Below are 19,432 nucleotides of genomic sequence, written 5' to 3'. Positions count from 1 at the left end.
CGCCCCCCGTAACACGCCCCCGCGCACAGGGTTTTCCCTATGTCCCCTGGTGCTCCGGTGAGTTGGTCCGCTAGCTTCCGGCGCACATCTGTCTCACAGGGGAGTGCGCATGCGCAAGGCGCTCAGATGGCTGCTGGCGCTCACGGTGCTCATAGGCACACTGGGCACGGCGGGAGCGGCCACCGCCGCCGACGCCGCCGGCACCACCGACATCAAGGAGAGGCTGCTCTCCATACCGGGCATGAGCCTGGTCGAGGAGAAGCCGTACACCGGCTACCGCTTCTTCGTCCTGAACTACACGCAGCCGGTCGACCACCGCAAGCCGTCGAAGGGCACGTTCCAGCAGCGCATCACCGTGCTGCACAAGGACGTCTCGCGCCCGACGGTGTTCTTCACCAGCGGCTACAACGTCTCCACCACGCCCCGCCGCAGCGAGCCGACCCAGATCGTGGACGGCAACCAGGTGTCCCTGGAGTACCGCTTCTTCACCCCGTCCCGGCCCGCCCCGGCCGACTGGTCGAAGCTGGACATCTGGCAGGCCGCCAGCGACCAGCACCGCGTCTTCAAGGCCCTCAAGGGCATCTACGGCAAGAAGTGGATCTCCACGGGCGGCTCCAAGGGCGGCATGACCGCCACCTACTACGAGCGCTTCTACCCGCGGGACATGGACGGCGTCGTCGCCTACGTCGCCCCCAACGACGTGGTGAACAAGGAGGACTCGGCCTACGACCGCTTCTTCGCCGGAGTCGGCACCAAGGAGTGCCGCGACCGGCTGAACGGCGTGCAGCGCGAGGCGCTGGTGCGCCGCGAACCGCTGGAGAAGAAGTACGCGGCCTTCGCCCAGGACAACGGCCTCACCTTCAACACCATCGGAAGCCTGGACAAGGCCTACGAGGCGACCGTCCTCGACTACGTGTGGGGCTTCTGGCAGTACAGCCTGCTGTCCGACTGCGACCAGATCCCGGCCGACGCCAAGAACGCCACCGACGACCAGATCTGGGACTCCGTCGACACGATCTCCGGCTTCTCCGCCTACGCCGACCAGGGCCTGTCGAACTACACGCCGTACTACTACCAGGCCGGCACCCAGCTCGGCGCGCCGACGATCGGCTTCCCGCACATCGAGAAGCAGTACATCCGCTACGGCTACCAGCCGCCGCGCAACTTCGTCCCGCGGGACATCCCCATGAAGTTCCAGCCGCAGGCGATGCGGGACATCGACACCTGGGTCCGCCACAACGCCCGGCAGATGCTGTTCGTCTACGGCCAGAACGACCCGTGGGGCGCGGAGCCCTTCCGCGTCGGCAAGGGCGCGAAGGACTCCTACGTCATGACCGCCCCCGGCATGAACCACGGAGCCAACGTCGCGGGCCTCGTGCCCGAGCAGAAGGCCCTCGCCACCGCCCGCATCCTCGACTGGGCCGGTGTCGCCCCCGCCGCGGTCCAGGCGGACCCGCAGGCGGCGAAGCCGCTGGCGAAGTTCGACGCCAAGCTCGACAAGCGGGACACCCAGCGTGAGATGACGCTGCGTCCGTAACCGAAGGCGCGCACTCGACCGCCCCCCGGCCTCCGGGCCGAGGGGCGGTTCGCATGTCCCTGCGCTCGCGGTGAATGCTCCGTACGGTGACCGGATGGACAGTTCTGTCGTCTTCAACGTCGTGACCACGGCCATCGCCGTCGTCGCAGTGGTGACCTCCATCGTGTTCAGCGCACGGCAGGCCCGCACCGCGAAGCACGCCAACCACATATCGGTGCTGATCGACCTGCTCAGGGAGTTCCGGTCCGCGGAGTTCCACGAGCAGCACGACTACGTGTGCCACCGCCTGGGAGCCGAGCAGGACCCGGAGAACGGAGTGCGCGGGTTACCGGCCGAGGCCAAGACGGCCTTCTGCAGCGTCGTTTACTACTACCAGTCGTTCGCCAACCTCGCCGTCTTCGGTCTGCTCGACCAGACCCTGCTGGTCACGGTCCTGCGCACCCGGATCGTCTCGGTCTGGAAGGCCGTCCGGCCGTTCGTGGAGCGGGAGAGGGAGCTGCGGGGCGAGGGCAGCAGCGGAACCTATCTGTCGACCTTCGAAGAACTGGCCCGGCTGGCGGCAGAGCTGCCCCCCGAGCACGTGCGTGACCAGATGGCCGAGGCCCGGCGACGACTGTCACGCAGGGGGCTGATGCGTTGACGCGGGCGAGGGCGGGCGTCGCTCACAGCGGCCGAGCGCACCCCACGGGCCGTTTCCCGCCCAGCCGGACGTACAGGGCGGTCGGGCCGGGGCAGTCGGACCGCTCGGTGACCGCCTGGGTCACCTTGTACTGCGGCTTCCGCTCGCCCTCGCCGTCGCAGGCGGTCTCGCGGACCTGCCCGTTGCCGGAACCGTAGACGCAGTCGCCGACGATCGTGCGCGGCCCGCCCCCGCCGCCCGGGTCGCCGGGGTGCGGCGGCTGGAGGTTGCGCATGCAGGCGTAGCCCTGCGGCACCGCCCCGTCGCCGTCCTCGTCGGACGCGGGCCGCTGCTCGCTGATGTGCAGCACGAAGTCGGTGGTCGCCGGGCAGCGCGGCCCGTCCCGGACCGTGCCGTCGTGCCGTGCCACCACCCGGGCCGCCGCCCGCTCCCCGGAGCACGGCACCTCGGTGAAGCTGGTCGTACCGAACGAACTGCACTCGCCGACCGCGAGGAACACCGCCCCGTACCCGGAGGGCCGGGTCGGGACCGGTGACGCCGTGGCGGTCTTCCCGGTCCTGCCGGTCGCGGGATCGCCCAGCCGGCCGTCCTCCGCCACGCCGCCCGACGGGCTCTGGCAGCCGGTCAGCAGCGTGCCGAGCAGCGCCACCAGGCCACAGACCACCCCCACGGAACTTCTCTCACGCATCGCCGACCCCCCGAGTGTGCTCGCCCAGCGTGACCCGCCGTTGCGGGCGCACGCCAGGCACATGGGGCGGTTTGCGCACCTTGGGGGTGGTGCGCCCGGGCTGTGGCGTACGTCTAGTACGACAGCCCGTAGCCGATCGGGTACAGCACCTGCTCCGGATCATCCGCCCGCTGCACCGCCACCGGCAGCCTCCCGCGCGGTTTCACCCGCCCGGCGATCACCCGTGCGGCGGCCCGCAGTTCGACGTCGGTCCAGGAGTAGGCGGCCAGACAGGCCGGTACGGAGGGCAGCTGGGCCACGTCGTACGGGTTGCGGACCGCCACCGCCACGACCGGTTTCCCGGCCGCCACGAGCTGCTGGACCAGCGCCCTCTGGCTGCTGCTCGCCGTGACGTTGTACGTGGCGGCCACCACCGCGTCCACGTCCCGCGCCGCCGCGACCGCCTTCGCGATGGTCGCCGCGGAGGGGGCGGTGCCGGTCGACAGGGCCGTGGCCGTGAAGCCCAGCTCGTTCAGCGCGCCCGCGAGCACGCCGGTGGGCGGTCCCGTCGTGCCGGACGGCGAGGCCGGGTCCGCCCCGACCACCAGCACCCTGGGATACCGGCGCCGTGACAGCGGCAGCAGCCGCCCCTCGTTGACGAGCAGCGTCGTCGTCCGCTCGGCGATCCGGCCGGCCGCCGCCAGATGCGCCCGGGTGCCCACGGTCCGGTCCACCCCGGCCTGACTGACGTACGGGGAACGGAACAGCCCCAGCCTGGACTTCAGCCGCAGCACCCGCAGGATCGATTCGTCGAGCCGGGCCTCGGTGAGTTCGCCCTCGCGCACGGCGGTCAGGACGGCGTTCCAGGCCAGGTCCAGATCGGGCGGGTTGAGGAGCTGGTCCACGCCCGCCTTCAGCGCGAGCACCGGCACCCGGTCGTCGCCGTACTTGGTGCGTACGCCCTCCATGCCGAGGGAGTCGGTGACCACGACCCCGTCGTAGCCGAGGCGTTCGCGCAGGATGCCGGTGAGGATGGGGCGGGAGAGGGTGGCCGGGTCGCCGGAGTCGTCGAGGGCCGGGACCATCAGATGGGCCGTCATGATCGAGTCGATGCCCGCGGCGATCGCGGCCCGGAACGGCGGGGCGTCCAGCCTCTCCCACAGCTCCCGGCTGTGCGTGATGGTGGGGAAGCCGGTGTGGCTGTCGACGTTGGTGTCGCCGTGCCCGGGGAAGTGCTTGGCGGTCGCGGCGACCCCGGAGCCCTGGTACCCGGCGACCTCGGCGGCCACCAGCGCGGACACGGCCCGCGGATCGGCACCGAAGGACCGTACGCCGATGACCGGGTTGGCCGGGTTGACGTTCACGTCGGCCACGGGGGAGTAGTCCTGCCGGATCCCCATCGCCCGCAGCTCGGCGCCCGCGATCCGGCCGAGGGTGCGCGCGTCGGACCGCGACCCGCCCGCGCCCACGGCCATGGCACCCGGGAAGAGCGTGGCGGGCTCGCCCACCCGGGCGACGATCCCGTGCTCCTGGTCGGTGGAGATGAGTACGGGCAGCCCGCGCGGCAGCTCCAGGGAGGCCTTCTGGATGCCGTTGGACAGATCGGCGATCTGGTGCGGCTCGCGGGTGTTGTGCGCCCAGGCGAAGTAGATGATGCCGCCGACCCGGTACTTCGCGACCAGCTCGGCGGCCGTACGGACCCCGATCTCCTTGAGGTTGGCGTCGATGTCGGCCTGGTCGGGGGCGGTGGCGGAGTGGCCGTAGACCCGCATGACGAAGAGCTGGCCGACCTTCTCCGGCAGCGTCATGCGGGAGACGAGGGCGCGCAGTCGGCTGTCGTCCGGGGCGGCGGCGCGCGCGGGCCCGGCGGCCGCGAGGGCGGCGGTGACGCCGGCCGATGCGGCGAGGAGGGTACGTCTGGAGGGCTGAGCCGTGTTTCCCGTGCCGGTGTCGTGCACGTGCGCTCCTTCCGGAGGTGATCCGCTCGGATCCGCTGAAGGAAACTTCCAAGAGGTCACCAATATCCGGGAAGTTTCTGCCAGTCAAGGGAATGCACGGTAACCGCGAAGGGGCCGCCACCGGCGCGGTTGGAGGGGGACGCGCCGATGGCGGCGGGTGCCGCCGGCCGCGGTACGGCGGAGAGGGTGGTCAGCGATCGCAGCCAGTGGCGAGGGCCGACACCGCACCGTGGTGACTCTCCGGTGGCCTGCGGTTGGACGGGGACGGTCCGGTCCGGGTTCCCGCCTCGGCCCGGATTTCCGCAAGTCGGGACGCGAGGGAGCCAGGGGCTCAGCGGGGCGGATGAGCCGTCACTTCCGGCCACAACTCACGGAGCACCCGTACGGTTTCCGCGATGGCCGGCCGCCGTGCCGCCCCCGTCCGCCACAGGGCGTACAGTCGTCGCACCGGCATCGGATCGAGCGCCACCGCCACCACCCCGGCGGGCAGCGGCCCGCGCCCCAGCCGGGGGATGAGCGCGACCCCGAGCCCGGCGGCGACCAGGGCCACGAGGGTGGGGTTCTCGTCGGCCTGGTGGACGAGGTCCGGTTCGTGCCCGGCCGCGCGCAGCGTCCGCAGCAGCCAGTCGTGGCAGACCCGCCCCGGCGGCTGGCAGATCCACCGCTCGCCGCCCAGCTCCTCCCGCCGCACGGCGGCCCGCCCGGCGAAGGGATGCCCCGCGGGGACGAGCAGATCGCACAGGTCGTCCCCGATGACCGCCTGCTCCAGGCCCGGCGGGGCGGGCAGCGGCGCGATGTCCCAGTCGTGCGCGACGGCGAGGTCGACGGCGCCCTTCGCCACCAGGTCGACCGACAGGTGCGGATCGACCTCGGAGAGCCGGGCGTCCAGGGCCGGATGCCTGCGGGCCAGCTCGGCCAGCACGCCCGGCATCAGCCCGCGCGCCGCCGACGCGAACGCGGCGACGGTCAGCCGCCCCGCCGGCCGGCCCCGCCGCTCCTCCAGTTCGGTCTCGGCGCGCTCCACGATGGCCAGCAACTCCTGTGCGGCCACGACCAGTTGCCGGGCCTCGTCGGTGAGCCGGACGCCCCGCCCCTCCCGCTCCAGCAGCACGGTCCGGGTCTCCCGCTCCAGCTTGGCGATCTGCTGGGACACCGCGGAGGGCGTGTACCCGAGCGCGAGCGCGGCGGCGCCGACGGTGCCGTGCACGGAGACGGCGTGCAGGGCGCGCAGCCGCTGGAGATCGAGCACGGGGCGCTCCTTTCCGCTGAGCGGGCCGCTCAGAATTCTGCTTAGCGATGCTTCATCCAACCATGCAGCAATCATCGCTGGTGCTTCACGGTCGCGGGGCGCGATGCTCACCGCATGCGCCCGTCACACCTCGCCCTCGCCGTCCTGGTCGCCGCCGTCTGGGGCGTCAACTTCACGGTCATCGAGATCGGCCTGGACCACTTCCCGCCCCTGCTCTTCTCCGCCCTGCGCTTCCTGGCCGCGGCGCTCCCGGCGGTGTTCCTCGTGGGCCGCCCGAAGGTGGCGTGGAAGTGGATCGTGGCGGTCGGCCTGGTCCTGGGCGTGGCGAAGTTCGGCCTGCTCTTCGTCGGCATGGACGCCGGCATGCCGGCCGGCCTGTCCTCCCTGGTCCTGCAGATCCAGGCGGTGTTCACGGCGGCGATCGCGGCCCTGACCCTGGGCGAACGGCCGTCCCGCATCCGCCTGCTGGGCATGCTGATCGCCCTGGCCGGCATCGCCGTGGCGGCCGTGGACGAGGGCACCTCGGGCCCGCTCGGCGCCTTCGCCCTGGTCGTCGGCGCTGCGGCGTGCTGGGGCGCCTCGAACGTCCTCACGCGCAAGGCCGCTCCGCCCGACGCCCTGAACTTCATGGTCTGGGTCAGCACGGTCCCGGTCCTGCCCCTGCTGGCCCTCTCCCTCCTCACGGAGGGCCCCTCGCGCGACCTGGCGGCCCTGCGCGCCCTGGACTGGCAAGGCGCGGGCACGGTCCTCTACGTCGCCTGGATCACCACGGTCTTCGGCTTCGGCGCATGGGGATTCCTCCTGCGCCACCACCCCGCCTCCACGGTGGCGCCGTTCTCCCTCCTGGTGCCGGTCTTCGGCATGTCGTCGGCGTTCCTCTTCCTCGGCGAGCCGGTGGGCCCGCTGCGGTGGTGCGCGGCGGCGCTGCTGGTGGGCGGGGTGGGGCTGGCCTCCCTCACCCCGCGGGGTCCCGGGACCCGACGGCCGCTCCTAGGACGCCTCGACCAGCATCCCGGGCGGGCTGACATGGAACGTGCGGGCCCGTACGCCGAAGCCCGTGTCGCCGTCGAGGTGGCTGTCGTCGTCCCAGGTGACGATCGCGCTCTCCGGGCCGTTGCCGAAGGCCGTCGCGGTGCAGATGTGGGACCGTCTCCCCGGGTCGGCCGTGCTGACCCGCACCGGGTCGCCGAGTGAACCCTGGCTCTCCGAGCAGACCTTGGCCATCACCGTCGGCACGGTGTCGTGGGTGTCCGCGCTCTCCTCGACCCACGCCATCAGGAAGCGCCCGCCCGGCAGCCGGGACAGGGCCGGGGAGCTCCGGGTGAAGCCCCGGGGATTGCCGGCCGTGATGTCGAAGGTCTCGGTGCCGTCGGGCTGGAAGATGCTCGCCGCGACGGTGGTCTGCGGCTTGCCCAGGTCGCTGGGCTGGATGCCCTCGATGTGCGCGACGACGAACCGTCCGCTGTCGAGCAGGGTGATCGCGTTGACCCCGGTGAAGCCGCCGACATCGGGCTGGATCTCCCCGCCCAGCGGGTTGCCCTCGAAGTCGAAGAACCGCAGGGCGAGCCGGCCCCCGCCGATCGCCGAGGGATCGGTCGACCAGGCGACGACCACGTTGCCGTTGGTGAGGATCGAGGCGGCGGGCTTCTCATGGAAGCCCTCGGTGGTGCTGACCGTGAACTCCGGTGTGGCCGGACTGCCGTCCGAACGGAACCGCCGCGCGCGAATGCGCTGGTCGGGCCGTCGGCTCGCCCAGGTGACCAGCACACCACCGTCGATCATGAACGCGAGGCAGGGCCGGACCTTCGGATCCGCGTCGGTCGTGACGAGCGTCTCCGGACCGGCCTTCCGCCCCTCGGAGAACCGCTGGAGCTTCACGGACGGGCTCGGTCCGGGCGTGCCGAAGGGGGTCTCCAGCCATGCGGCGAACTGGCCGCTGATCCCGGCGGACAGCACGGACGGCCACAGCGGCCGCACCCCCGGCCCGTCCGCCGGCTGCGTACTGACCGCGAACTCGTCCCCGAGCTTGTCGCCGTCGTCCCCCAGGAACTGCCCCTTGATGACGAAGTCGCTCTCGTCCGACCACAGCTCCAGGAACTGCGTGCCGAACAGGGCGTCGACGGCAGGCTGGAGCTGATCGCCGGTCTTGGTGGTGTTGACGAGGAAGTCAGCCATGGCTGCTCTCCGAATCAGGATGCGAGGGGAAGAGAGAGCTGCGACCGGCCGAGTCCTTGGGAAAAGCGTGTCACGCCCGGGGTGCGGGTGCATCCGGAGCGGCCCGGGCGTCCCCGGCACGCCGCCGCCCCGCCCCCGGATACGCGGGGCGGGGCGGCGGGCCTGGTCCGGGACGGGTCACCGGGTGTGTTCGGTGAACCTCGCGGCCGTCTCGGCCAGGACCTCCTGGCCGTCCCGCGCCCACAGACCGTCGTTGAACAGCTCCACCTCGATGGCGCCGGTGTAGCCGGCCGCCTCCACGTAGCCCTGCCATTCCCGCATGTCGATCGCCCCGTCGCCGATCTGACCGCGGCCGGTGAGGACGCCCTCCGGGAGGGGGGTCGTCCAGTCGGCGAGCTGGAAGGTGTGGATACGGCCGCCCGCGCCCGCCCGGGCGATCTGCGCGGGGGCGGTGTCGTCCCACCAGATGTGGTACGTGTCGACCGTGACGCCGACCTGCCGCGCCGGGAAGCGCTCGGCGAGGTCCAGGGCCTGGGCCAGCGTCGACACCACACAGCGGTCCGAGGCGTACATGGGGTGCAGCGGCTCGATGGCCAGGCGGACGCCGTGCCGCTCCGCGTACGGGCCCAGTTCCGCCAGGGCGTCGGCGATGCGCTCGCGGGCGCCGTGCAGGTCCTTGGAGCCCGCGGGGAGGCCGCCCGAGACCAGGACCAGCGTGTCCGTGCCCAGCGTCGCCGCCTCGTCGATCGCGCGCCGGTTGTCGGCCAGGGCCTCCGCACGCTCCTGCGGGTCGATCGCAGTGAAGAACCCGCCCCGGCACAACGTGGTCACCGTCAGCCCGGCGTCCCGCACCAGCTTGGCCGTGGCCTCCAGGCCGAACGCCTGCACCGGCTCGCGCCAGAGCCCCATGTTGCCGATGCCCAGCCGGGCGCAGCCGTCGGCCAGTTCCGGCAGCGACAGCTGCTTCACCGTCATCTGGTTGATGGAGAAGCGCTCCAGCGACCCGCTCACTGGTTCACCCCGTACATGCTCAGCAGCGTCTTCATGCGTTCCTCCGCGAGCTTCGGGTCGGGGAACAGCCCCAGCCCGTCGGCCAGTTCGTACGCCGTCGCGAAGTGCGGCAGCGAGCGGGCCGACTGCAGGCCGCCGACCATCGTGAAGTGCGACTGGTGGCCCGCCAGCCAGGCCAGGAAGACCACGCCCGTCTTGTAGAAGCGGGTCGGGGTCTGGAACAGGTGGCGGGAGAGCCCGACCGTGGGGTCGAGCAGATCGCGGAAGCCCCGCACGTCGCCGGTGTCCAGGACCCGGACCGCCTGAGCCGCCAGCGGGCCCAGCGGGTCGAAGATGCCGAGCAGCGCGTGGCTGAAGCCCTGCTCGTCGCCCGCGATCAGCTCGGGGTAGTTGAAGTCGTCGCCCGTGTAGCAGCGCACGCCCTTCGGGAGCCGGCGGCGGATGTCGATCTCGCGCCGGGCGTCCAGCAGCGAGACCTTGATGCCGTCGACCTTGTCGGGGTGGGCCGCGATCACGTCCAGGAACGTGTCCGTCGCCGCGTCGAGGTCGGCCGACCCCCAGTAGCCCTCCAGGGCCGGGTCGAACATCGGGCCCAGCCAGTGCAGGACCACCGGCTCGGCGGCCTGGCGCAGCAGGTGGCCGTAGACCTCCAGGTAGTCCTCCGGCCCGGAGGCCGCCGCCGCGAGCGCCCGGGACGCCATCAGGATGGCCTGCGCGCCGGACTCCTCGACGAGGGCGAGCTGCTCCTCGTAGGCGGCGCGGACCTCGGCGAGCGTGCCGCCGGCGGTCAGCTGGTCGGTGCCGACGCCGCAGGCGATGCGGCCGCCGACCGCCTTGGCCTCGGCGGCGGAGCGGCGGATCAGCTCCGCCGCGCCCGCCCAGTCCAGGCCCATGCCGCGCTGGGCGGTGTCCATGGCCTCGGCGACTCCCAGCCCGTGCGACCACAGGTGGCGGCGGAAGGCGAGGGTGGCGTCCCAGTCGACCGCGGCGGGCGAGTCGGGGGAGACGTCCGCGAAGGGGTCGGCTACGACGTGCGCCGCCGAGAAGACCGTGCGGGAGGTGAAGGGCGTGCCGGGGGTCACGCCCAGGGGCTCGGTGCGGGGCTCGTAGGTCCGCAACGTCCCGCCGGCGCCGGGAAGTCGGATGGTCACAGCGAGATCTCCGGTACGTCGAGACGGCGGCCCTCCGCCGAGGACCTCAGGCCCAGCTCGGCGAGCTGGACACCGCGGGCACCGGCCAGCAGGTCCCAGTGGTAGGGGGCGTCGGCGTAGACGTGCCGCAGGAACAGCTCCCACTGGGCCTTGAAGCCGTTGTCGAACTCGGTGTTGTCCGGGACCTCCTGCCACTGGTCGCGGAAGACCTCCGTGGCGGGGATGTCCGGGTTCCAGACCGGCTTGGGGGTGGCGCTGCGGTGCTGGACGCGGCAGTTGCGCAGGCCCGCGACCGCGGAGCCCTCGGTGCCGTCCACCTGGAACTCCACCAGCTCGTCGCGGTTGACGCGGACGGCCCAGGAGGAGTTGATCTGGGCGATCGCGCCGCCCTCCAGCTCGAAGACGCCGTACGCGGCGTCGTCGGCCGTCGCGTCGTAGGGCTTGTCGTTCTCGTCCCAGCGCTGCGGGATGTGGGTGGCGGTGAGGGCCTGGACGGACTTCACGCGGCCGAACAGCTCGTGCAGCACGTACTCCCAGTGCGGGAACATGTCGACGACGATGCCGCCGCCGTCCTCGGCCCGGTAGTTCCAGGACGGGCGCTGGGCGGTCTGCCAGTCGCCCTCGAAGACCCAGTAGCCGAACTCGCCGCGCACGGACAGGATCCGGCCGAAGAAGCCGCCGTCGATGAGGCGCTTCAGCTTCAGCAGGCCCGGGAGGAACAGCTTGTCCTGGACGACGCCGTGCTTGATACCGGCCTCGTTCGCCAGGCGGGCGAGGTCCAGGGCGCCGTCGAGGCCGGTGGCGGTCGGCTTCTCGGTGTAGATGTGCTTGCCGGCCGCGATGGCCTTCTTCAGGGCCTCCTCACGGGCCGAGGTGACCTGCGCGTCGAAGTAGATGTCCACCGTCTCGTCGGCGAGGACCGCGTCCACGTCCGTGGAGACGTGCTCCAGCCCGTGCCGCTCGGCCATCGCCTTCAGCGCGTGCTCACGGCGGCCGACCAGGATCGGCTCCGGCCACAGCACCGTGCCGTCGCCGAGGTCGAGACCGCCCTGCTCGCGGAGGGCGAGGATGGAGCGGACCAGGTGCTGGCGGTAGCCCATGCGCCCGGTCACGCCGTTCATGGCGATTCGCACCGTCTTGCGTGTCAACGTCGTTCCCTTCGTACGCGGTCGCGGCGCCGCGTACGCCCCACCCGTCACAGGCGGCCCGGTGAGCCGTCCGTTAACTGGTGAGCGTTGCAGCAAGCGCTTTCTATATACGGAGAAGCTAGCCTCTGAACGGCGGTCCGGACAAGACCGTGACCAGGACGAGTTGTTCGAGGGGGCGAACAACCGGGGGTCGGGGGCTTAAGGTCTGCTCGGAACCTTGGCCATTGGTTCGCCGGGGCGGGGGCGGTCGACCTGCTGATCCGCGCGGAACCATGTCCGGTGGTCTGGGTGTGTACGAGGGCGGAGACGACACGAGATGCGCGACCGGAGGACGACGAGATGACGGTGACCCTGGCGGACGTGGCGGCCCGCGCACAGGTCTCACCCGCGACGGTGTCGCGCGTGCTGAACGGGAACTACCCCGTGGCGGCCTCCACCCGCGAGCGGGTGCTGAAGGCCGTGGACGAGCTGGACTACGTCCTCAACGGGCCGGCGAGCGCGCTGGCCGCCGCCACCTCCGACCTGGTCGGGATCCTGGTGAACGACATCGCCGACCCGTTCTTCGGGATCATGGCGAGTGCCATCCAGGCCGAGATCGGCGGGCCGGGCGGCCGTGCGGGCGGGGAGAGACTCGCGGTGGTCTGCAACACGGGCGGCTCACCCGAGCGGGAGCTGACCTACCTCACGCTGCTGCAGCGGCAGCGGGCCGCGGCCGTGGTGCTGACCGGCGGGGCGATCGAGGACGCGCCGCACAAGGCGGCGATGGACGCCAAGGTGCGCAAGCTGGTCGAGGCCGGGACGCGGGTCGTGCTGTGCGGGCGCCCGCCGGCGCCGGACACCGGGGCCATCGCGCTGACCTTCGACAACCGCGGCGGCGGGCAGGAGCTGACCGAGCACCTCATCGGGCTCGGGCACCGGCGGCTCGGCTACATCGCGGGCCCGGAGGAGCGGACGACCACGCGGCACCGGCTGGAAGGGCATCGGGCCGCGCTGGCCGCGCACGGGATCGAGGAGGACCCCGGGTGGACGGTGCACGGGCGCTACGACCGGCGGTCCGGCTACGAGGCGACGCTTGAGCTGCTGCGGCGTGACCCGTCGCTGACGGCCGTGGTCGCGGCGAACGACTCCGTCGCGCTGGGGGCGTGCGCCGCGCTGCGGGACTCCGGCCAGCGGATTCCGGAGGACGTGTCGGTTGCGGGCTTCGACGACCTGCCCTTCAGCATCGACGCGGTGCCGTCGCTGACCACGGTGCGGCTGCCGCTGGCGGAGGCGGGAGCCCGGGCGGGGCGGATCGCCATGGGCCGCGAGGAGGCACCGCCCGGAGGGATCGCCTCGGTGCGGGGCGAGTTGATGGTGCGCGGGTCCTCCGGGGTGCCGCGGGCCTCCTGAACCCTGGGGACCACCCCGTCACCCGCCCGGTCCTCGGCCCGGCGGACGGCCCGGCGCGGTTGGTGCAAGTGGCGCCATCACCGGGGGTGGTGGGGTGCACGGAGGACGCGTCGTCGTCGGAAGGGTTTCCGGCAGTGCGTTCCATGGACGCGTCTCCCGCGTCAGGCCCCCGCTCCTTCGACGAGGAGGTGCTGGGCGGCGCCTTCGACGCGGGGCTGGCCAGAGCCGACGCGCTGCTGTTCGGGCGGCGCCGGTCATCCTCGGCGTCGGCGAGACGATCTTCCCCCGTGACGGCGTGAAGCGCCCGATGGAGCTGATCTCCGCGGTCACCGGCAAGACCGGCGCCCAGGTCTGCGTGTACCGGGCGGCGGAGCCCCCGGGGGTAGCCCTCGGGGTCCTGGGCGGCATACGCTCGGCCCAACGGTATCTCTGACTGAGTCAAATATCGGGGGTCGGGATCATGACCGTCCAGGACATCCGCTCCTTCAACCGCTTCTACACGAACGTCATCGGCGCCCTCGACTACGGCCGCCGCCTCTACGCCCCCTACACCCTCACCGAGTCCCGCGTCCTCTACGAGCTGGCGCACGCGCCCCGCACGGACGCCGCCGACCTGCGGGCCCAGCTACACCTGGACGCCGGGTACCTGACCCGCATCCTGAACAAGTTCGAGGAGGACGGGCTGATCGAGCGCGGCCCGTCCGAGACGGACCCGCGCCGCCGCAGCGTCACGCTCACCACGCCCGGCCGCGAGGCCGCCGCGCTGCTCGACGAACGGGCGCGGCAGTCGGTCGGGGCCATGCTGGACACGGTCCGGGCCGAGGACCGGCCGCGGCTGGCTCAGGCCCTGCGGACCGTCCGCACGATCCTCGGCGACGCCCGGACCCCGCGGCCCGAGGACGTCGAACTGCGCGAGCCGGCCCCCGGCGACCTCGGCTGGATCGTGCAGCGCAACGCCGCGCTGTACGCGGCCGAGTACGGCTTCGACGCCGACTACGAGGGGCTGGTCGCGAGGATCGTCGCCGACTACGCCGAGGACCACGACCCGCGTCGGGAGCGGACCTGGATCGCCGAGCTGGACGGCCGGCCGGTGGGCTGCGTGATGTGCGTGCGGGACGACACGCCGGGCGCCGCACGGCTGCGGCTCCTGCTCGTCGAGCCGGACGCGCGCGGCCTCGGCATCGGCGACCGCCTGGTCGGGACGCTCGTCGGCTTCGCGCGCGAGGCCGGTTACCGCGAGGTCGTCCTGTGGACGAACGACGTCCTCGCCGCGGCCCGCCGCATCTACCGGCGCCACGGTTTCGTGCTGGTCGCCGAGAAACCGCACCACTCCTTCGGCAAGGACCTGACCGGCCAGGACTGGCGGCTGGATCTTCACGCAACACCCGGGTGACGAAGGAGAGTCGCCGGCGGGGGTGCCGGGTAGGGTCCGTCAACATGAAGCTGGCGTTCTCCACCCTCGGTGTCCCCGGCCTGCCCCTGCCCGACGTCCTGCGGCTCGCGACCGCCCACGGCTATCACGGCGTGGAACTGCGCACCCACCCCGAGGAACCGGTCCACACCGGCCTCGGCCCCGCCGAACGGGCGGACGTCGCGGCCCAGTTCAAGGGAGCGGGCGTAGAGCTCCTGGGCCTGGCGGGCTACGCACAGGTCGCCGCGCCGGGCGACGACGAGCCCGTCCTGGCCGAGATCCGCGCCCTCGTCGACCTGGCCCACGACCTGGGCGCCCCGTATGTCCGGGTCTTCCCCGGCGGCGACCTCGACGTGCAGACCCCCGAAGAGGCCGACGCGACGGCCGCCCGCCGCCTGGGCACGGCCGCCGAGCACGCCAATGACCTGGGCGTACGCATCCTCCTCGAAACCCACGACTCGCACCGCACCGCCGCCGACGCGATGCGGATCCTCGGCCTCGTCGGCCACCGCCAGGTCGGCGCCCTCTGGGACGTGATGCACACCTGGCTGGGCGGCGAGCAGCCCTCCGAGACCTACGCGGCGCTCTCCCCCCACCTCGGCTACGTCCAGGTCAAGGACATCGCCTCCCCCGACGACACGACCCCCCTGCCCCTCGGCGCGGGCGTCCTCCCGCTGGCCGAGTGCGTCGAGGTCCTCTCCCGCCACGGCTGGGACGGCTGGCTCTGCTGGGAGTACGAGAAGCGCTGGTACGAGGAGGCCGCGCCCCTGCCCGACCTTCTGGGGCCGGGGCATGAGCACTTGAGCAGGCTGCTGAACGAGTCGGCGTAAGGCACAGGCCCGGGTCAGTGGGCGCCGGGCCTGCCGAACTCCTCGATCAGCACCGGGTACTGCTCCTTCCCGTGCCCTGCGGCGATCGCACGATCGGCCATCGCCTTGATCAGCCTCGGCAGCTCGGCGTTGACCCCCACCGCCTCGCTCTCCTCGATCAGATGCGCCATCGCCCGCGCGTCGGTCTCCAGCGCCGACACCTCGGCCGGGAACGAAGCCCGGTCGATCTGCTCGGCGTACCCCGGCAGCCAGTCGGCGACACCGGCGGCGATGTGCCGCGCGAACGGCGCGTACGTCCCGGCGTCGACCCCCGCCGTCCTGAGCAGGGCCGTGCCCTGGAGCCAGGCGTTGAGCACGCTCCACATCATGACCAGTCCGGCCGCGTCGTACAGCGACGCCAGGCCGTGGTCCGCACCGAGGTAGGTGACGGTGCCGAGCGCGCCGAGTGCCGGCTCGTGCGCGTCGAAGTCCGAGCGCGTCCCGCTCTGCAGGATCACCGCGTCAGAGGTACCGATGGTCGACGGGATGGCCATGATGGCGCCGTCCAGGTAGCGGGCGCCGCGCGCTTGCGCCCACCGGGCGGTCTCCCGGGCCTGGCCCGAGTCGCCCGAGGTCAGGTTGATCAGCGTCGTGCCGTCCAGCTGGACATCGGCTGCGCCGAGTGCCTCGCGCACGGCTCGGTAGTCGGTGACACAGACGACCGTCAGACGGCCGGGCTCGATCGCGTCGGCGACGGTCGGGGCCGATCGCGCGCCCTCGGCCACCAGCCGGCCGGCCTTGCCGGCCGTACGGTTCCACACGGTCGTGGGGTGCCCGGCCCTCAGGAACGCCCCGGCGAGTGCCTGGCCCATCAGGCCGAGTCCGATGACTGTCACGGGTGTTGGGGTGTTTTCGTCCATGGCAGCATCGTCAACGTTGATACCGGTGTGAAGGTCAAGCGAGGTTGTCGATGCGGATCGGGGAACTGAGCCGGCGGACGGGCGTCAACGCCCATCAGCTGCGTTACTACGAGTCGCAGGGCCTGCTGGAGCCGGCCCGCGGAGCGAACGGCTACCGCGAGTACGACGAGGGCGCCCTGCTGCGGGTGAGGCAGATCCGCCACCTGCTCGGCGCGGGCCTGTCCTCGGAGGACATCGCGTACCTGCTGCCCTGTGCGACGGGGGAGGCGCCGACGCTGGTCGGATGCCCCGAGTTGCTGGCCGCGATGCGGTCACGGCTGCGGCGGCTGGACGACCAGCTGGCGAGCCTCGCCCAGTCCCGGGACGCGCTCGCCGACTACATCGAGGCGGCCGAACGCGTGGGCGGCGAGAGCTACCCGCCCCTGGGCCTCACGCAGCCTGCCTGACCCCGCGTAAGCGATCTGACAGGCAATCACCAGAGCCGGTGGTCCATCAAGTTGCCTGTCCGGCAGCCCTCCACGTAGGCCACCGGGGCCGAAGTTCTGGGCTGCGCAGGCCCGTCGAGGGTTCGGCGGCGTCCCGAGTCAGCGCTGCTCGGTGCGGCGGGCGTACGCGCGGGCCGCGCGGGCTCGGTCGCCGCAGCGGGTGGAGCACCAGTGGCGGCGGCCGTGGCGGAGCAGGTAGCGGTTGCAGGGGGGTGAGCCACAGGCGGTGAGGCGCTCGGCCGCGGGGGAGGTGAGCAGGTCGGCGGCGTCGGCGGCGAGGGTCGCCAGCGCGAGGTCGACGATCGCGGTGGTGGGGTGGGGGGCGGTCCGGTAGGGGCCGGTCTTGTCGTCCCACCGCAGCAGCGGGGCCGTCGGAACCCTGGTCATCGCGTCGTTGACGGCCGTCACCGCCGTGGGCAGGGCGGGCACGCCGTCGGCGCGGGCGGCGAACAGCGACCTGATCTGTTCGCGCAGCGACCTCAGTTGGGCCGCGCACATCTCCCGCATGCCGGCGTCGACCGGGGCGAGGCCGCGCTGGGTCAGCCAGTGGTTCGTCTGGGCGGGGGTGCCCAGGAGGTCCAGCGTGCGCCCGCCCGGCAGGGCGATCGCGGTGTTGGCGAGGGCCAGGGAGGGGTGCTCCTCCTCGCCCTGTGCGGGCGGCGGGGCGGGCTGTTCGGTCACGGGCTCCTCCATGCTTCTCATGGTACGGCTTGCCTGTATCCGTGAGAAGCGGCTACGGTCATCTCACGGTTCGATTGCGTCTATCCGTGAGGTGCTGCATGTCTTCCCTGCCTGCGACGACCGACTTCCCCGTCCGTGTCCTCGGCGGCCCGACCGCCGTCTTCGCGTACGGCGGCCTGCGCTTCCTGACCGACCCGACCTTCGACGCCCCCGGCGACTACGGCCGCCCCGGGGGTGCGCTCCTGACCAAGACCGCGCCCGCCGCCGGCAGCCCCGCCGACCTCGGCCGCGTCGACGTGGTCCTGCTCTCCCACGACGAGCACCCCGACAACCTCGACACCTCCGGCCGGGCCCTGCTCCCCGGCATACCCCTGACCCTGACCACGCCCGGCGGAGGTGAGCGCTTGCGCGAGAGCCTGGGCGACAAGGTCAGGGGCCTGGCCGACTGGGAGTCCGTCGAAGTGGACCGGCCCGGCGGCGGCACGGTCACCGTGACCGGCGTCCCCGCCCTGCACGGCCCCGGCTCCCGCGAGCAGGTCGAGCCGTTCACCGGCCAGGTCGTCGGCTTCGTCCTGACCGGCGAGGACCTGCCCACCGTCTACGTCAGCGGCGACAACGCCTCACTCGACGCGGTCCGTGAGATCGCCGGCCGCTTCGCCCCCGTCGACACCGCCGTGCTCTTCGCCGGCGCGCCCCGCTTCCCCGTCCTCTTCGACAACCAGGTCATCGTCCTGGACAGCGCCATGGCCGCGGAGGCCACCCGGATCCTCGGTGCCCGTCGCGTCGTCCCCGTCCACTACGACAGCTGGGCCCACTTCACCGAAGGCGGCGACGCACTGGAAGCCGCCTTCACCGCCGCCGGGCTCGCCGACCGGCTGGACTGGGGCAAGGGGGCCTGACCTGCCGTCACTTGCGCCAGAACAGGTGATGCACGACCCCGCTCGGGCTCGGCACCACATCGCAGTGGAAGCGGTCGAGCAGTTCCTCCGGCGACTCCCACAGCCGTGAGCCGGACCCGAGCACCACGCCGGGCGAGACCGCCACGTGCAGCGTGTCCACCAGGTCGGCGTCCAGGAACTCCCGGACGGTCATCGCCCCGCCGCCGAGCCGGACGTCCTTGCCCCCGGCCGCCTTGCGCGCCTGGGCGAGGACCTCGGCCGGATCCCCGCCGACGAAGTGGAACGTGGTGTCGGAGAGGGTGAACGAAGGGCGCTCGTGGTGGGTCATGACGAACACCGGTGTGTGGAACGGGGGCTCGTCGCCCCACCAGCCCTGCCACTCGTGGTCCTGCCACGGGCCGCGCTGCGGACTGAACTTGTTGCGGCCCATGATCTCGGCGCCGATGTTGTTGTGGAAGTCGCGCACCAGGTAGTCGTCGAGGCCCCGGCTCCCGCCCGGGTCGGTGCGGTTCGGCCAGCTCGCGGTCGCGCCGGCCCAGGAGAACATCGTCCCCGGGTCGGCGTGGCCGAACGGCCGCTCCAGGCTCTGGCCCTCACCGGCACCGAATCCGTCACTCGAGACGTTGAAGTTCTGTACGCGCAGCAGCTGGGTCACGGCGCTCCTCCTGTGATCGATACAAGAGAGACCGCCCGCACCGGCGAAACTCATCGGCGCGGGGCCGGTGAATCACAGGTCCGGCGGGGCTGGTCGGCGTGGGGCCGGCGGGATCACCGGTCCGGGGGCGGGGGACTGGTCGGCGCGAGGCCGATGGAACACCGGTCCGGCGGAACCCGTCGGGCGCGGACCCGGCGGACCGGTCCGGCGAACCCACCGGCGCCGGCCCGGCGCGGCAAAGCTCCGGCTCACCCGGCCTGCGCCACCACGTGGTCGATCACCTGCTGGAAGTCCTCGCTCGGCGAGAACTCCACCAGCTCGCTGTCCTCCAGCGCCACCGGCACATGGCCGGGGCCCCAGTAGTACGCCTGCCCCGCCTCGTACTCCTCCTCGCCCGCGGCGGTGCGCATCCTGATCCGGCCCTTGAGCAGGTAGCCCCAGTGCGGGCACTGGCAGGCGTCGTCGGGCAGGCCCTTGAGGGCCGGGCCCATGTCCGTGCCCTGAGGGAGGGTGATGTAGCCCACCGACATGCCGCCGCCGATCGGCATCATGCGCAGTTCCACGCCATCGCCTTCGAGGGCGACGGGTACGTCGTTCCGGGTCGCCGCCGTCATGGTTCCTCCGCTCCGGCCCGCCAGGGCCTCTTA

General features: G+C 72.4%; 20 protein-coding genes. 10 read left to right on the top strand and 10 right to left on the bottom strand.

Translation table 11 applies throughout. The annotated features are described in order from the left end of the window. Positions 1 to 109: 109 nt before the first annotated feature. Both HNR57_RS08285 and HNR57_RS08280 read left to right on the top strand, forming a co-directional pair. Positions 110 to 1,537: a S28 family serine protease gene (locus HNR57_RS08285; protein ID WP_184558390.1), complete on the top strand. Its 1,428-nt coding sequence runs from the start codon at positions 110 to 112 to the stop codon at positions 1,535 to 1,537. 94 nt (positions 1,538 to 1,631) lie between these two features. Further along, the gene (locus tag HNR57_RS08280; RefSeq protein WP_184558388.1) at positions 1,632 to 2,177 is read left to right on the top strand and encodes a DUF4760 domain-containing protein; all 546 of its coding nucleotides are present in this window, start codon (positions 1,632 to 1,634) and stop codon (positions 2,175 to 2,177) included. Positions 2,178 to 2,199: 22 nt separating this feature from the next. On the opposite strand, the gene HNR57_RS08275 is transcribed toward HNR57_RS08280, so the two are convergent. The 3 genes from HNR57_RS08275 to HNR57_RS08265 all read right to left on the bottom strand — a co-directional run bounded on the left by HNR57_RS08275 (position 2,200) and on the right by HNR57_RS08265 (position 6,051). Next, positions 2,200 to 2,865 (bottom strand): hypothetical protein, encoded by a 666-nt coding sequence (locus HNR57_RS08275; protein ID WP_184558386.1) that lies wholly within the window; start codon positions 2,863 to 2,865, stop codon positions 2,200 to 2,202. A 113-nt stretch (positions 2,866 to 2,978) separates the two neighbouring features. Further along, complete coding sequence (locus HNR57_RS08270; RefSeq protein ID WP_184558384.1) at positions 2,979 to 4,802, bottom strand: glycoside hydrolase family 3 protein; 1,824 nt, start codon at positions 4,800 to 4,802, stop codon at positions 2,979 to 2,981. Between the two features lie 331 nt (positions 4,803 to 5,133). Beyond that, positions 5,134 to 6,051, bottom strand: a complete 918-nt coding sequence (locus tag HNR57_RS08265) for a LysR family transcriptional regulator (RefSeq protein ID WP_184558382.1) — start codon at positions 6,049 to 6,051, stop codon at positions 5,134 to 5,136. Positions 6,052 to 6,165: 114 nt separating this feature from the next. On the opposite strand from HNR57_RS08265, the gene HNR57_RS08260 reads away from it, so the two are divergent. After that, complete coding sequence (locus tag HNR57_RS08260) at positions 6,166 to 7,245, top strand: EamA family transporter (RefSeq protein ID WP_184558380.1); 1,080 nt, start codon at positions 6,166 to 6,168, stop codon at positions 7,243 to 7,245. 1,158 nt (positions 7,246 to 8,403) lie between these two features. On the opposite strand, the gene HNR57_RS08255 is transcribed toward HNR57_RS08260, so the two are convergent. Genes HNR57_RS08255 through HNR57_RS08245 form a run of 3 tightly spaced genes read right to left on the bottom strand, consistent with a single transcriptional unit; the run spans position 8,404 to position 11,536 of the window. Further along, positions 8,404 to 9,201 carry a sugar phosphate isomerase/epimerase family protein gene (locus HNR57_RS08255; RefSeq protein ID WP_184558889.1) on the bottom strand — a complete coding sequence of 266 codons (798 nt, stop codon included), beginning with the start codon at positions 9,199 to 9,201 and terminating at the stop codon, positions 8,404 to 8,406. Between the two features lie 32 nt (positions 9,202 to 9,233). Continuing rightward, positions 9,234 to 10,388, bottom strand: a complete 1,155-nt coding sequence (locus HNR57_RS08250) for a dihydrodipicolinate synthase family protein (protein ID WP_184558378.1) — start codon at positions 10,386 to 10,388, stop codon at positions 9,234 to 9,236. Continuing rightward, a complete protein-coding gene (locus HNR57_RS08245; RefSeq protein ID WP_184558376.1) occupies positions 10,385 to 11,536 on the bottom strand; it encodes a Gfo/Idh/MocA family protein in 1,152 nt (383 codons plus the stop codon). The genes HNR57_RS08250 and HNR57_RS08245 overlap by 4 nt, the downstream gene beginning before the upstream one ends. Before the next feature lie 339 nt (positions 11,537 to 11,875). Here HNR57_RS08245 and HNR57_RS08240 point away from each other — a divergent pair, with 339 nt between their 5' ends. The 5 genes from HNR57_RS08240 to HNR57_RS08220 all read left to right on the top strand — a co-directional run bounded on the left by HNR57_RS08240 (position 11,876) and on the right by HNR57_RS08220 (position 15,166). Next, complete coding sequence (locus HNR57_RS08240; protein ID WP_184558374.1) at positions 11,876 to 12,925, top strand: LacI family DNA-binding transcriptional regulator; 1,050 nt, start codon at positions 11,876 to 11,878, stop codon at positions 12,923 to 12,925. A gap of 143 nt (positions 12,926 to 13,068) precedes the next feature. Then, positions 13,069 to 13,224, top strand: coding sequence for a hypothetical protein (locus HNR57_RS08235; RefSeq protein ID WP_184558923.1), 156 nt, complete (start codon positions 13,069 to 13,071; stop codon positions 13,222 to 13,224). Positions 13,225 to 13,232: 8 nt separating this feature from the next. Beyond that, complete coding sequence (locus HNR57_RS08230) at positions 13,233 to 13,358, top strand: hypothetical protein (RefSeq protein ID WP_313673089.1); 126 nt, start codon at positions 13,233 to 13,235, stop codon at positions 13,356 to 13,358. A 27-nt stretch (positions 13,359 to 13,385) separates the two neighbouring features. Further along, positions 13,386 to 14,318 (top strand): bifunctional helix-turn-helix transcriptional regulator/GNAT family N-acetyltransferase, encoded by a 933-nt coding sequence (locus tag HNR57_RS08225; RefSeq protein WP_184558372.1) that lies wholly within the window; start codon positions 13,386 to 13,388, stop codon positions 14,316 to 14,318. A gap of 44 nt (positions 14,319 to 14,362) precedes the next feature. Continuing rightward, positions 14,363 to 15,166, top strand: a complete 804-nt coding sequence (locus HNR57_RS08220) for a sugar phosphate isomerase/epimerase family protein (protein WP_184558370.1) — start codon at positions 14,363 to 14,365, stop codon at positions 15,164 to 15,166. A gap of 14 nt (positions 15,167 to 15,180) precedes the next feature. Here HNR57_RS08220 and HNR57_RS08215 read toward each other — a convergent pair whose 3' ends face one another. Then, positions 15,181 to 16,065, bottom strand: a complete 885-nt coding sequence (locus HNR57_RS08215; protein WP_184558368.1) for an NAD(P)-dependent oxidoreductase — start codon at positions 16,063 to 16,065, stop codon at positions 15,181 to 15,183. A 50-nt stretch (positions 16,066 to 16,115) separates the two neighbouring features. On the opposite strand from HNR57_RS08215, the gene HNR57_RS08210 reads away from it, so the two are divergent. Then, positions 16,116 to 16,511: a MerR family transcriptional regulator gene (locus tag HNR57_RS08210; protein WP_184558365.1), complete on the top strand. Its 396-nt coding sequence runs from the start codon at positions 16,116 to 16,118 to the stop codon at positions 16,509 to 16,511. Between the two features lie 138 nt (positions 16,512 to 16,649). Here HNR57_RS08210 and HNR57_RS08205 read toward each other — a convergent pair whose 3' ends face one another. Next, positions 16,650 to 17,243, bottom strand: a complete 594-nt coding sequence (locus HNR57_RS08205; RefSeq protein WP_184558364.1) for a CGNR zinc finger domain-containing protein — start codon at positions 17,241 to 17,243, stop codon at positions 16,650 to 16,652. Between the two features lie 86 nt (positions 17,244 to 17,329). On the opposite strand from HNR57_RS08205, the gene HNR57_RS08200 reads away from it, so the two are divergent. Further along, the gene (locus HNR57_RS08200; RefSeq protein ID WP_184558362.1) at positions 17,330 to 18,130 is read left to right on the top strand and encodes an MBL fold metallo-hydrolase; all 801 of its coding nucleotides are present in this window, start codon (positions 17,330 to 17,332) and stop codon (positions 18,128 to 18,130) included. A 7-nt stretch (positions 18,131 to 18,137) separates the two neighbouring features. Here the strand turns inward: HNR57_RS08200 and HNR57_RS08195 are convergent, their stop codons facing one another. Together HNR57_RS08195 and HNR57_RS08190 are read right to left on the bottom strand one after the other, a co-directional pair. Then, positions 18,138 to 18,785, bottom strand: a complete 648-nt coding sequence (locus HNR57_RS08195) for a dihydrofolate reductase family protein (RefSeq protein WP_184558360.1) — start codon at positions 18,783 to 18,785, stop codon at positions 18,138 to 18,140. Between the two features lie 248 nt (positions 18,786 to 19,033). After that, the gene (locus tag HNR57_RS08190; protein ID WP_184558358.1) at positions 19,034 to 19,399 is read right to left on the bottom strand and encodes a cupin domain-containing protein; all 366 of its coding nucleotides are present in this window, start codon (positions 19,397 to 19,399) and stop codon (positions 19,034 to 19,036) included. Positions 19,400 to 19,432 lie beyond the last annotated feature (33 nt).

The organism is Streptomyces paradoxus, assembly GCF_014202475.1.
Taxonomy (GTDB): Bacteria; Actinomycetota; Actinomycetes; order Streptomycetales; family Streptomycetaceae; genus Streptomyces; species Streptomyces paradoxus.
This window is presented reverse-complemented; position numbering and strand designations above follow the sequence as displayed.